Raw genomic sequence first — 12494 nt, 5'->3', positions numbered from 1 at the left:
TTTCTGCCGGGTTTTTTTATCGCCATGACATCAAAACGCACCTATCAGCGCTGTCTGGAGACCATGTATGGTCTGAGACGTTTCGGGATTATCCTCGGCCTGGAAACGATTCAAGACATCCTTAAAGGCCTTGGTAACCCCCATCGCAGTTACGCCTGTATTCACGTGGCGGGAACCAATGGCAAAGGCTCGGTTGCCGCAGCGCTTTCCTCGATTCTATTTGCATCCGGATACAAAGTCGGCCTATATACCTCACCACACCTGGTGCGCTTTAATGAACGCATCTGTATCAACAACCGTCAGATATCAAACAACGAGGTAATCAAATTTTATCGGGCCGTCAAACGTGTGCATCATGGAAAGCGCAGCCCCACGTTTTTTGAGTTTGCCACCGCCATGGCCTTACATGCGTTTGGCCAACATCGGGTCGATTGGGCGGTAATTGAAACCGGCATGGGCGGGCGCTATGATGCCACCAATGTCATACAGCCGGCCATATCCATCATCACCAATGTATCGATGGAGCATCGTGATTATCTGGGCAACACCCTGGCGGAGATTGCCCGCGAAAAAGCCGGCATTATCAAGCCGTCAACACCGGTTGTCAGTGGTGTAAAACAAAAGCAAGCCCGATCGGTTGTGCAACGCATTGCCCGCAAACAATCTGCCCCCCTATTCATGCTGGGCCAGGATTTCAAGGTCAGGCAAAATTCATCGGGCGGCTTTTCCTATCACGGCCTCGAAAATAGCTGGCGCCATATGCAGACCCCCCTGCTCGGACGCTACCAGGTTCAAAATACTGCGCTGGCCCTGGCTGCCTGCGAGGTGCTCATAAAAGATAAGGCCACCATAACATTAGGTAGTATTACAAAGGGTCTGGCAAACACGCGCTGGGCCGGTAGGCTGGAAATGGTCTGCCAACATCCCCTGGTCATTCTGGATGGCGCCCACAATTTGGCAGCGGCACGCAATCTGGCCAAATTTCTGGCGCAACACCTGAACAAACGCCAAATAACGCTTGTTGTCGGCATATTGGACGATAAGCCCTATCGCTCGATGCTCAGCAGTTTGCTGCCGCTATGTTCCCGGGTAATTATTACCCGCGCCCAAACCGGTCGGGCACTGGCCCCGGAAAAGCTTTACACGATCGCTAAAAAATCCATTACCGATGTCAGGATCATACCCGATACGGCCGCAGCAGCCAAATATGCCATCGAAACAGCCGGTCGCGATGACGTTGTCTGCATTGCCGGCTCTTTGTACGTGGTCGGCGAAGTCAAAGCAGCCATCGAAAAAGGCCTGCTCAAATCCATCAAAAGTTAACGTTAAAATGTTGATGCACGTTAATAGATAGAGACGACAACTGCGCAATAAAAGCAACAGCTTTGACCTTGACTTCTGAATAAGGATAAAATAATTATTTTTTAGGGCTTTTAGAAGCGTTCAATTTTGTCCAAGTTCAAGGAAGACCAAAATTTTATACCGGAGGCATACTTTAAGTATGTCGAGGATTAAAATTTTAGTCTGACACAGAAATTGGGCAAAAGGGAATGCTTATCAAAGTCCTCAACAGGCGCCCGTAGCTCAGAGGATAGAGCGTCAGCCTCCGGAGCTGAAAGCCGCTGGTTCGAATCCAGCCGGGCGTACCAGTAATAAAAAGGGCTATCGTATGATACGATAGCCCTTTTATGGTGAGTGCCGCTATCAAGAGCGAAAAACCCTTCAACCAGCGTATTTAGATACAATCATGTTATAATAATTTAATTCTTACATTACATTTTATAATATTAATTATATTAAATAATAAATTATTTATATAAAATAATAATAATTTTATTTTATAATCATAGAAAAATAATAAATCTTACTTTATACTGTAAAATCGCTGATACCATTCAATAAAAAGCGCTACACCTTTTTCGATCGGCGTTGCGGGTTTAAATCCGACATCCTGCATTAAATCATCCACATCCGCGTAAGTGGCCACAACATCCCCCGGTTGCAGATCCATAAACTGTTTTTTGGCCTTTTTGCCCAGGGCGGCTTCAATGACTTCGATAAATTTGAGGAGTTCCACCGGTTGATTGTTGCCGATATTGTAAATTTTATAGGGTGCATAAGAGGTGCCCGGATCCGGTGCGTCCCCCTGCCAATTCGGATTGGCCTCCGGCAGCCGGCCCATCACCCGCACCACCCCTTCAATGATGTCGTCAATATAGGTAAAATCACGTTGCATCTTGCCATGATTAAATACCTGAATAGGTTTATTTTCCAAAATGGCCTGGGTAAATAGAAAAAGGGCCATATCCGGGCGGCCCCAGGGACCATAAACCGTAAAAAACCGCAATCCGGTACAGGGTAGCCCGTACAGATGGCTATAGGTATGCGCCATCAATTCGTTAGCTTTTTTGGTGGCGGCGTATAAAGAGACGGGATGATCGACATTGTCATGCACGGAAAAGGGCATGGTGGTGTTGGCGCCGTAGACTGAACTGGAAGATGCAAACACAAGATGCGGCACCGCATGGTGTCGGCAGCATTCAAGTAGATTGACAAACCCGACCAGGTTTGAATCCACATATGCGTGCGGGTTTTCAAGGGAATAGCGGACCCCTGCCTGGGCGGCCAGATTGACCACGACATCAAATTCAGTCCCGTTAAAAATATCTTCCAGTTGCTTACGGTCGGACAGGTCAAACTTAAAAAAAGTGAAATTTGACTCGCTTTTAAGTTCCTCAAGCCGGGCCGCTTTAAGCGCCACGTCATAATACGGGTTCAGATTATCAAGACCCACGACCCGGCAGCCGTTGGCCAATAGCCGCTTGGCTAGGTGATACCCGATAAAGCCGGCCGCACCGGTGACCAGTACGTTCTCGTACTTTAGTTCCATATCTTGCTCCATTCTTTAAATTTCAGATTTCGGGAGTCAGAAAATATAAGGTTTCAGTGTTCAGGTGTCAGTCTCTAAAGTTCCGCCGTTGGCGGTTCAGGTGTCAAAAACCAATAGCTCGTAGCTGATAGCTGATAGTTCATAGTTATAAATTTGAAGTTTGGAAATCAGGCTATGAGCTGTGCGCTATGAGCCATGGCCTGTTTACTGAAACCTGACACCTGAAACCAACCGAACCCTGATACACGAACACTGACACCTTTTTTACTGTTGGCTGCGGTACCATTCAAAGGTCTTCTCAAGTCCTTTTTCAAAGGAGACGTCACACTCAAACGCCAGCAGTTGTTTGGCTTTTTTCATGGCCGCTAAGGATTCGACGATATCGCCCGGTCTTTGAGGCCCATAGGTTGGTTCCAGTTGCCGACCGGACAAAGCACAAATCGCATGCCAGAGTGCGTTAATCTGAACCGAACGGCCCGCGCCAATATTGATGACCTGACCGCAGGCACCTTGGGCCGTTGCGGCCAGCAAGTTGGCTTTGACGACATCGGTCACATAAATAAAGTCTCTGCTTTGGTTGCCATCACCGTAAATGACGGCGGCCTCATCCCGCAAGGCTTTGGTCATAAAAATCGAGATCACACCCGAATACGGTGATGACGGATCCTGTCGGGGGCCGTATACGTTAAAATAACGCAGGACACTCGTTTCAAGACCAAAGAGATCATAATATACATTGGTAAAGTATTCAGCCGCCAGTTTTTGAACCGCATACGGGCTCATCGGTTTTGGCGGCATGTCTTCACGTTTGGGCAGCTGTGGATCATCGCCGTAAATGGCACAGGAACTGGAAAAAACAACCCGTTTGACCTGTTGTTTGCGGGCGGCCTCCAAAACCAGTAAAGAGCCCCTATCATTGACTTCCGCAGTGTCGACCGGATTTTCAATGGTCAGCGGAACAGAAACGACTGCAGCCAGATGGAAGATGACGTCACAGTTTTCAGCAGCGGCAAGCAGGGCTTCGGAATCCCGAATATCTTCCCTGTGAAAAACAAATTTCCCAGATAAATGCTTTAAATTGGTCATATGACCAGATGACAGATTATCCAATACCGTCACCTGACAGCCGTTTGCCGCCAGGGCTTCCACCAGGTGCGAACCGATAAATCCAGCGCCTCCGGTCACCAGCGCTTTTTTAAAGGGCAGTTTCATAATCGATGTCCACTGAATATGTTGGGGCCATCTCAAGGGGCCCTGCGCCTATTTGGGTGATGCCGGGTTCCGATGACACGCTTCGGCAAGCAACATATTCGCGTTTATAAGGTGTATATGTATTTTACACCGGAAAATAACCGCCGACAACACACAAATAACATTTTGTCTGTCTTAGTCCCAAAAAAGGGTATCATAAAAGGCCCATCGTTATGGGCCCACGATACTCAGCCAGAAAGTGAAAGTGGCCGCTGAAAGCAGCGTATTGACTGAAATAGCGACCACCGCAAATTCGCTGTCACCATGCATCTCTCTGGCCATCACATAGGTTACCGTCGCTGTCGGTGAGGCCAGTAGTATGATCGCGGGCAGAACCACTTCCGTCTCAAGACCCCACAGGCGAAACAACAGCCAGCCGACAGCGGGCATAAAAAATAGTTTTAACATCCCGGTTGACAGCACCGCTTTTAGACGCGACGACACCGTTCCAAATGATAGGGATGCACCAATAATCAACAAGGCCAGAGGCAGCGCCAGATCGCTCAAGATGTCCAAACAGCGGCCCACCAGTTGCGGCACAGGCAAAGCCGTCAGAGATACAATAATGCCAGCCGCCGCTGACAAGATGATGGGATTGCCTATAATTTTCAGGATGACAGCCCCTAATTTAGGCGAAGCGCTACTGATGGGGGAATTGACCTGCAAGGCAATGACCGACAGAAAATTTTGCAGAATCATCATGAAACCGGCCAGAATACTTGCCCGCACAAATCCGTCGTTGCCCAGATAGTAAAAAGAGACCGCCAAACCGATGTAGCCCAAATTCCCGTGAAATGAGTTCTGTATGAAGGTCCCCCGGTGACCTTGCGGCAGCTTCACCACAATTGCCAGAAGCCAGGCCGCCGCAAACACCGTACAAATCGACAACATCACCAACAGCACAAGTTGGCCGTCAATTTGAAGGTCCAGCGATGCCTTGGAAATGGATCGGAAAACCATCGCTGGTATGGCGAGGTAAAACACCAATCGATTGGCAGGCTCGATAAATTCCGTCCGAATAAAGCCAAACACACGTGCCAACCAGCCTAACAGAATAATCATAAAAATAGGCAGGATTGTGATAAGGGTATGGATCATTACAACACCAATGAAGCCTTTGTTTACTTGACTTTCAAAAGGATTGGTTCTAGTATTTAGCTAATGCTTTTACGGGATCTCATAACTTTCCCATTTTGATTCCGACACCCGCTTTAATACAACTGAGATTAAATGTCCAAAGAAACCTATATTCAGCTCCAATTATTTGCCAGCCTTAAAAAGTTTATGCCACCCGTTGCTGACAACTATGCAATAGAATCGGGCATCACCGTTGGTCTGTTGATATCGCAACTGGATGTACCACAAGATCTGATCAAACTGGTTTTCGTCGATGGTGTCAGAGCAGAACTGTCCACTGTATTAAGCGGTGGTGAAAAGGTCGGCATCTTTCCGCCTGTTGGAGGAGGATAAACGTTGAAAGCGGATGCCATTAAGAGAATTCTAAAATGCGCCCAGCCTAAAAAATTCCCGGACCAAACTTCCTATAACAGCATCTCCGTCAAGCACATTGCTCAGCTATCAAAAACCTTGGGTATCAGTGGCCGCGAAATAGAAATCATCGCCCTTGAAAATGGCGCCATTCCCGAGCGGTATGCGCGTAATATGAAAACATTCAGCCCCCAAGACCAGATCACGCTGTTAAAAGCAAGCGTCAGTATTGTCGGGCTCGGCGGACTTGGCGGCGCCGTGGTGGAAATACTGGCGCGTATCGGCATTGGCAAATTGAATGTCATCGACGGAGATTCATTTGAAGAAAGTAATTTAAACCGTCAATTTTTAAGTACGCCCGGCCGGATGACCCAGTCAAAGGCTGAGACCGCGGACCAGCGCATCAAAGCGATCAACTCCTCCCTTGATGTCAACACGCATTCCCGTTTTTTGGATGCGGAAAATGGCGCGCAACTGCTGCAAGGCTCGGACGTCTGTGTTGATTGTCTAGACAATTTAAAAACGCGATTTATTTTAGAGCGGCTGTGCAAACAGATCGGAGCGCCACTTGTGTCAGCTGCGGTCGCCGGAGCGTGCGGCCAGGTGACAACCGTTTTCCCTGACGATCAAGGCTTAACACTTATTTATGGAGAAGAAGACAACCTGCCGTCCAAAGGGGCAGAAGCAGCACTTGGGACGGTACCCTATTCGGTGACCTTTCTGGCCGCTCTTGAATGTGCTGAAGTTGTAAAAATACTTCACGCCAAATCCGAAATCCTGCGCAATAAACTGCTGGTGGCTGATCTGGATACGGGTGTTTTCGACGTGGTGCGCTTGTGATAGTCGAATGTCGTATAAAATTGATCTGTTGCAACGCTTTGGACACCCATTTCAGCCTTGACAGTTTCAGGACTATTGGCGATAATTTTAAGCCATCAGGGGATTGGGTCGTATCGACAAGCTTTCTTTCAAAGGAGAAGCATCTATGATGTCAACTGGCTGCCTTACCAAAACATTGACGATTGTCATTTTCATATCCCTGGCATTTGGTTCTTGTACCTCGAAAAATTATTTGGTTGTCAATTATCAATTACCCATAGAAAGCCTGACCGCTGATCAATCCGAGGTTTCTCTAACTTTCAAAGATCAAAGAACCGAACAGGCCATTGTGACCCAAAGTGCCAAAGCAGCCCTAAAAGACTTTTCAGGAAACTTTGCACTGATCGTTGCCAGCGACGATAAAAATGAGCAACTGGTGGGAGCGTTTAGTCTGTGCTCAATGATCAAGACTGTCTTTAAGAAAAGACTTGAAAATGCGGGCATCCAGGTGGCTGCAGAAGATCAACTTCAGCCGACGACCATAGAGATCATTTTAAAAGAATTCAAACTCGATTTGGTCAAGCGCAAATGGGTGGTTCAGATAACTTACCAGACCAATCTTCTTAAAGACAATCGCTTTGTTAACGGCCAGACCATCACCGGCAATGCTGAACGCTTGCGGGTTGTCGGCAGTAAGGATGCGGAACTTGTTATTGGAGAATTGATAACCGATGCGGTCAATCGATTGAGTTTGGATGAGCTTTTCCAATCCGCAGGCACCTGAGGTTTGGCTTATACCATGCTCAACAGCTTATCAAGCTTTTGCCGGCGCTGTCCAATATCGAAAATCACGTCTTGCAAATCTTTCTCGGCCAGTTTCATGCGATCTAAGACCTCACTGTAAAAACGGTAGGCAAGACCATCCACACCAGTGCCAAATCCAATCATCATGCACATCACATCCGCCAGATACACTAGTGCGGTTTCCGGGTTGTCTCTAGCGGTTTTATCGGCCATATGGTGATGGCGAATAATATAGATAAGGTTATCCGTAAATCGCCACTGTTGACCCACTCGGGCACCGAGCTCTTCATGATTGATGCCAATGACTTCTTTTTCAGCTTCATCAAAACTGTATCCTTTTGAATGGACCAATATGTGGATTTTTTCATAGGAAAAGGCCACAAATCGGCCGATAATCAGTTTTCCGATATCCTTCAGAAGCGCTGCTGTGAAAATGAGATGTCTCTGAGATGCAAATCCATGGATTTCGGCTAGCACCTTGGCTGCATATGCGGAAAAAACCGCATGTTTCCAGAGCTCTCCTTCGCCGAGTCCGTAACCATCAGGTTCATCTCTGAAGTTTGCCGCCGTTGCATTGAGCAACACCAACTCCACCACCTCATCCAATCCCAGCAAAACGATGGCATCCCGCACGGAGTCAATCCGCCGAGACAACCCGAAATGGGCTGAGTTGCAGATTTTCAATATGCTGGCGGTGATCGAAGGATCGTGAATAATCAAATCCGCAATGTCAGACATTGAACTGTGCTCATCTTCGGCCAAAGTCATCAGCTGGGCCGCCACTGGCGGTATCGGCTTGAGGGTGTCGATACCGTTGATGATATCATCAATATTGGTCATACGGTCACCTCTGTCTGACCTAAAATTTGAATATGGCTATCTCCATTACCCATATCCAAACGCAGTGTTCTAAGAAAAAGCCCACCGGTATCCGCATAATGAATGGCCAAGTTGCGTTCCCTTAGGAAAGAGGTGACGGCCTGCAAATTTTTGTTTCCGATATTAAATGCGTCGGTCTGGTCCATGATCTGTGCCCCACCGGCCAGCACCACCTTTAAATTTTCAGTTCGCGCCCCGATATCATTGAGCCCATTCAAAAAGGCGCCCAGACCGGTATCGGCAAACATAAACGGTTGGAATTGGGCTTTCAACGGTGACATCATCGACGAATCGGGTAAGACAACATTCAGCAACCCGCCGACTTTGGCTTTCGGATCATAGATGGATATGGCCATACCGGAACCCACCGAGAAGGCCACCAATGTTTCCGCAATATTTCGGGTGATCTTTAGCTGGCCAAAATTGACCGCGGTCATTACTGAGATCGGTTGATGAGACAGCTGGGTATTGAGCATCGCGTATTTCCTGTGCAATTTTAGATCATAATGTAATTTCGACAGCTTATAGACAATATCGGTCGAACATATCCGGGACTTGAATCAAAAATAATCGCTGCGAGTTGGAGATCGGGCCTATGCAGTCGATCGGTTTATCCGTCAACAACCTAAAATACCAGCGGTTTTGGCCCGCGGTTCTTTGTGGATGCCGTCCATTGGGCACGGCAAATCTGACGGGTTGAAGAATTTTTCTTTTTGGTCTATGGTTACGCCTATCATTTCAACCGGATGCCATCCACATCCTTTTTCAGATAGGAAAATGATTATGAAGATCGCTAAACGTATTCAAAGGTTGGGTACCGAAACCGCTTTTGCGGTGTCGGCCGAAGCGGCTGCCTTTGCAGCTGAAAGCAACAAGGTATATCCTTTTCACCTGGGCGATATGAATATTTTAACGCCCGCCAATGTAATGGAAGCCGCCATTAAAGCCATGCGAGAGGGCAAGACCGGCTACTGCCCCAATGCCGGAATACCCCAGTTGCGCGAAGTTCTAGCAGCCGACGTCAGTGCTTCGCGCGGGATTTCTTACACAATGGAAAATGTCGCCATTCAGCCCGGCGGCAAACCCACGATCGGCAAATTTATCCTGACCCTTATGAATCCGGGCGACGAAGTCCTCTATCCCAACCCTGGATACCCTATCTATGAATCACAGATCGAGTTCAACGGTGGCGTCGCTGTTCCCTACAGCTATCTTGAAGGCAAAGATAACTTTGAAATCGATATCGATGCGCTCGCTCAAAAAATTACACCCAAAACCAAGCTACTGATTCTCAATGACTTACAGAATCCCACCGGCGCAGAATGTTCGATCGCAGAAATGGAAGCGCTGGCCGCGCTGGTGCGTGAACATAATCTTTTTGTGTTAAGCGATGAAGCCTATTTTGACATCCGTTATGAAGGCAAAAGTACCTCTTTTGCATCTTTGCCGGATATGGCTGAACGCAGCGTTATCCTGTATACCTTCTCTAAAAAGTTTGCCATGACCGGCTGGCGTCTGGGCGCCACCATCGGCCCCAAAGAGATTATCGAAGTGATTGCCAAACTAAATGTCAATGACGAATCCTGCCCGAATCACTTTATTCAGTATGGGGCTATTGAAGGGCTCACCGGCGATCCAACCGGAGCGCAACAGATACTCGACACGCTAAAAGACAGGCGGGATACCGCAGTGGACATCTTAAATTCCATAGACGGCATCCATTGCTTCCGTCCAAATGCCACTTTTTACCTGTTTCCAAATGTCACCGCTGCCATGCAGCAAAAAGGCTTTAGTGATTATGAGGAATTCCGAAGAGATGTTTTGAGCGCAACGGGTGTATCGTTCTGCTCGCGCTTACATTTTGGCCGGCCACTAGAGGGTGAGAAAAACGCATACATCCGTCTGGCTTATTCAGGAATCGATACACCTGAGATCGAAGAGGGGCTCGCCAAATTTAAGGCATATATTGAAAGCTAAATGGGATGCGGTTTATCCGCATCTGAGCGCTTTAGATTTTTTTCCCATTTAAATGCATAACGGCAGTGTCGACAAACAATATACCGGCCCATCATCTCATCTTTGTTAACATCCTGAACTTTTCCGCATTTTGGGCAAATCAGTTTCATAGCAGCTCCACATGGACATAACCATAAACAAGTATCATGCCATTCTGATCCGCAAATGCTCTGTTTTATAACATATTGTAATTAATTAATATTTTTTTATATGCGATTGCTGCCAGAAGCGGCAAAGGGTTGAAGCGGGGGATATTGCTGAAAGTGATGGGGTATTTGCCGCAACCCCATTATGAGAGCTGATATTTGTCCAGTCGATAGCGCAGGGTATCTCGGGTCAAACCCAGCAATCGGGCGGCCTTGCTTTTATTATGGCCCGACTGCTCCAAGGCCGACAAAATCAATTGCCGTTCCACCTCTTCCAATACGATGCCCCCGTGCGGAACGGTCCACTGGTGGGCCTGCTGGTTCGATTGTCGGGCTTGCGTTCCAGAGATCACCAGTTCATGAGCATCCAGTGTATCATGATCGGCAAATATCATGGCCCGTTCCAGGCAGTTGCTGAGTTCGCGGACATTACCCGGCCAAGCGTAACTGAGTAAAAGTTGACGCGCATCCTGGGTAAAGCCTTTGACGTTCCTTTTGAACTCAACATTAAATAATTTCAGCAGATATTCGGCGATGATCATGATATCTGCTCCCAGTTCACGTAAGGGTGGCATGGTTAAGGAGACGACATTTAAGCGATAAAAGAGGTCTTCTCGAAACCGCTTTGCTTCGACCTCATTGTTTAGATCGCGATTGGTTGCTGCAATGATGCGAATGTCGGCTTCAATGGATTTGGTACTGCCCAGACGGCGGAATTGCTTGGTTTCCAGCGCATTGAGCAATTTGGCTTGCATGTTGAGCGGCATTTCACCGATTTCATCTAAAAACAGTGTACCGCCCCGGGCCTCCTCCAATAATCCGCGCTTGGCGGTGACCGCATGGGTAAAGGCCCCTTTTTCGTAGCCAAAAAGCTCTGATTCAATCAGATGTTCCGGTAAGGCAGCACAGTTAATTTCGACAAAAGGCGCATCAGCAGACATCGAGCTATAGTGCAGAACGCGGGCTGCCAGATTTTTGCCGGATCCGGTTTCCCCCATCAGCAAAACCGTTGCCGAGGGAAATTTGCTGAGTTTTTGAATCGTTTCGCGGATGCCTTGAATGGATGCCGAGTCGCCCAAAATACTTTCGCTCAGAAATTTTTTGCGAAACTCCGGATCGCGTTTGTAAAGAAAAAGTTCATAGCGATCCTGGTTTAACTCCTGGGCGGCGAGTGCCTGCTCGGTAACGTTTTCAACTACAACAAGTCCATGATTCTTTTGCTTGTCCGGCAAAATTAGCAAATTAAAGAAGACCGGATCTTCACCTTCCAAGGAGCGGTTGACAAAATCCAATCGAAAATCGCTTTTTCTTTGCTGGATGATGGTTTTGATAAATTCTTCACTGCCGATCAATTCAGGGAAAAAATCGAGCAAATGACCTTTGCTCAAGCGCAGCCCGATCAATACGAATAATTCTTTTGCCAGTGTATCTATCTCGATGATATTGAACTGTTCGTTAAAGACAACAGTTCCCAAATTTTTGTAGGTCAGCAGTTGTTTTAAGGCATCACTCATGAGCGCGGCACCCTATTTTGTTTGACAGGTTCATAAAAGCCTGCTCAACCCCTTCACCGGTCTTGGCACTGGTCAACAGCAATTCGGTTTTGTATTCCGCCGCTTTGGCTTTCAGGGCTGACAATGTTCGTTTATCTTCTTCAAAGATGTCCAGCTTATTCCCCAAAACGATCACAGCTGCATCCGGGCTGATGGCGGAAAACCGCTCGTATATCTGGCCGAAGTGTTCGATGGTTTCCGCCCGGGTCAAATCGGCAACAATCAGGGCGCCGGTTGCGCCGCGGAAGTAGTTGGTTACCACGCTGTCAAATTTTTCCAGGCCGGCAATATCCCAGATCAAAAATGTATGCTGGATCATCTGGTTGCTGTTGGGTGTTTGAATCGGCGGCAGCGCTTTTTGGCTGATTTTAACACCAATGGTGGTTAGATACTTATCATCGAAGCGGTCGTAGACAAACCGTTCGATCAGGCTGGTTTTACCCACTGCAAATGATCCCAACAAGCAAATTTTTTTCTTCACTGAAGCCATTGAACCACCCGTTACATGAAAGTAAATCCGTTGACTCGTGCCACCAACCAGAAAGCATGTGCGCTGCAAATGCGTGCCTGGAGCTGACAGCCAGTCAGGCGCTCGCAACACTCTGTAACTGTGTTTTCACCTACCCTGCATATTTTTTTTCAATAGCA

12 protein-coding genes and 1 tRNA gene are annotated in these 12494 nt (G+C 47.6%); 6 read left to right on the top strand and 7 right to left on the bottom strand.

What is annotated here, in order from left to right; all coding sequences use genetic code 11:
* The first annotated feature begins 24 nt into the window (after window positions 1-24).
* Both QNJ26_05995 and QNJ26_05990 read left to right on the top strand, forming a co-directional pair.
* Window positions 25-1323, top strand: coding sequence for a folylpolyglutamate synthase/dihydrofolate synthase family protein (locus QNJ26_05995; GenBank protein ID MDJ0985077.1), 1299 nt, complete (start codon window positions 25-27; stop codon window positions 1321-1323).
* 250 nt (window positions 1324-1573) lie between these two features.
* Window positions 1574-1649, top strand: a tRNA-Arg gene (locus QNJ26_05990).
* Window positions 1650-1864: 215 nt separating this feature from the next.
* Here the strand turns inward: QNJ26_05990 and QNJ26_05985 are convergent.
* The 3 genes from QNJ26_05985 to QNJ26_05975 all read right to left on the bottom strand — a co-directional run bounded on the left by QNJ26_05985 (window position 1865) and on the right by QNJ26_05975 (window position 5239).
* On the bottom strand, window positions 1865-2890 hold the full coding sequence (locus tag QNJ26_05985; GenBank protein MDJ0985076.1) for an NAD-dependent epimerase: 1026 nt from the start codon (window positions 2888-2890) through the stop codon (window positions 1865-1867).
* 264 nt (window positions 2891-3154) lie between these two features.
* Window positions 3155-4102: an SDR family oxidoreductase gene (locus QNJ26_05980; GenBank protein MDJ0985075.1), complete on the bottom strand. Its 948-nt coding sequence runs from the start codon at window positions 4100-4102 to the stop codon at window positions 3155-3157.
* Between the two features lie 210 nt (window positions 4103-4312).
* A complete protein-coding gene (locus QNJ26_05975; protein ID MDJ0985074.1) occupies window positions 4313-5239 on the bottom strand; it encodes an AEC family transporter in 927 nt (308 codons plus the stop codon).
* A gap of 132 nt (window positions 5240-5371) precedes the next feature.
* On the opposite strand from QNJ26_05975, the gene QNJ26_05970 reads away from it, so the two are divergent.
* The 3 genes from QNJ26_05970 (at window position 5372) to QNJ26_05960 (ending at window position 7232) form a co-directional block, all read left to right on the top strand.
* Complete coding sequence (locus QNJ26_05970; GenBank protein MDJ0985073.1) at window positions 5372-5611, top strand: MoaD/ThiS family protein; 240 nt, start codon at window positions 5372-5374, stop codon at window positions 5609-5611.
* Window positions 5612-5614: 3 nt separating this feature from the next.
* The gene (locus tag QNJ26_05965) at window positions 5615-6469 is read left to right on the top strand and encodes a HesA/MoeB/ThiF family protein (GenBank protein MDJ0985072.1); all 855 of its coding nucleotides are present in this window, start codon (window positions 5615-5617) and stop codon (window positions 6467-6469) included.
* Between the two features lie 145 nt (window positions 6470-6614).
* Entirely contained in the window at window positions 6615-7232 is a 618-nt protein-coding gene (locus QNJ26_05960) for a hypothetical protein (GenBank protein ID MDJ0985071.1), read from the top strand.
* 8 nt (window positions 7233-7240) lie between these two features.
* On the opposite strand, the gene QNJ26_05955 is transcribed toward QNJ26_05960, so the two are convergent.
* Together QNJ26_05955 and QNJ26_05950 are read right to left on the bottom strand one after the other, a co-directional pair.
* Entirely contained in the window at window positions 7241-8092 is an 852-nt protein-coding gene (locus QNJ26_05955; protein ID MDJ0985070.1) for an HDOD domain-containing protein, read from the bottom strand.
* On the bottom strand, window positions 8089-8607 hold the full coding sequence (locus QNJ26_05950) for a chemotaxis protein CheD (protein MDJ0985069.1): 519 nt from the start codon (window positions 8605-8607) through the stop codon (window positions 8089-8091). The genes QNJ26_05955 and QNJ26_05950 overlap by 4 nt, the downstream gene beginning before the upstream one ends.
* Window positions 8608-8914: 307 nt before the next feature.
* Between QNJ26_05950 and QNJ26_05945 the strand changes: the two genes are divergently transcribed.
* On the top strand, window positions 8915-10108 hold the full coding sequence (locus QNJ26_05945; GenBank protein ID MDJ0985068.1) for an aminotransferase class I/II-fold pyridoxal phosphate-dependent enzyme: 1194 nt from the start codon (window positions 8915-8917) through the stop codon (window positions 10106-10108).
* Between the two features lie 328 nt (window positions 10109-10436).
* Here QNJ26_05945 and QNJ26_05940 read toward each other — a convergent pair whose 3' ends face one another.
* Both QNJ26_05940 and QNJ26_05935 read right to left on the bottom strand, forming a co-directional pair.
* Window positions 10437-11807, bottom strand: a complete 1371-nt coding sequence (locus tag QNJ26_05940) for a sigma 54-interacting transcriptional regulator (GenBank protein MDJ0985067.1) — start codon at window positions 11805-11807, stop codon at window positions 10437-10439.
* The gene (locus QNJ26_05935) at window positions 11800-12336 is read right to left on the bottom strand and encodes a Rab family GTPase (protein ID MDJ0985066.1); all 537 of its coding nucleotides are present in this window, start codon (window positions 12334-12336) and stop codon (window positions 11800-11802) included. Before QNJ26_05935 ends, QNJ26_05940 begins: the two co-directional genes overlap by 8 nt.
* Window positions 12337-12494 lie beyond the last annotated feature (158 nt).

The sequence above is a fragment of the Desulfobacterales bacterium genome, from assembly GCA_030066985.1.
Lineage (GTDB): Bacteria > Desulfobacterota > Desulfobacteria > Desulfobacterales > JAHEIW01 > JAHEIW01.
This window is presented reverse-complemented; position numbering and strand designations above follow the sequence as displayed.

Coding starts and splice junctions, on each gene's coding strand:
- QNJ26_05995 (MDJ0985077.1), top strand. CDS start 25: ATGACATCAAAACGCACCTATCAGCGCTGTCTGGAGACCATGTATGGT.
- QNJ26_05985 (MDJ0985076.1), bottom strand. CDS start 2,890: ATGGAACTAAAGTACGAGAACGTACTGGTCACCGGTGCGGCCGGCTTT.
- QNJ26_05980 (MDJ0985075.1), bottom strand. CDS start 4,102: ATGAAACTGCCCTTTAAAAAAGCGCTGGTGACCGGAGGCGCTGGATTT.
- QNJ26_05975 (MDJ0985074.1), bottom strand. CDS start 5,239: ATGATCCATACCCTTATCACAATCCTGCCTATTTTTATGATTATTCTG.
- QNJ26_05970 (MDJ0985073.1), top strand. CDS start 5,372: ATGTCCAAAGAAACCTATATTCAGCTCCAATTATTTGCCAGCCTTAAA.
- QNJ26_05960 (MDJ0985071.1), top strand. CDS start 6,615: ATGATGTCAACTGGCTGCCTTACCAAAACATTGACGATTGTCATTTTC.
- QNJ26_05955 (MDJ0985070.1), bottom strand. CDS start 8,092: ATGACCAATATTGATGATATCATCAACGGTATCGACACCCTCAAGCCG.
- QNJ26_05950 (MDJ0985069.1), bottom strand. CDS start 8,607: ATGCTCAATACCCAGCTGTCTCATCAACCGATCTCAGTAATGACCGCG.
- QNJ26_05945 (MDJ0985068.1), top strand. CDS start 8,915: ATGAAGATCGCTAAACGTATTCAAAGGTTGGGTACCGAAACCGCTTTT.
- QNJ26_05940 (MDJ0985067.1), bottom strand. CDS start 11,807: ATGAGTGATGCCTTAAAACAACTGCTGACCTACAAAAATTTGGGAACT.
- QNJ26_05935 (MDJ0985066.1), bottom strand. CDS start 12,336: ATGGCTTCAGTGAAGAAAAAAATTTGCTTGTTGGGATCATTTGCAGTG.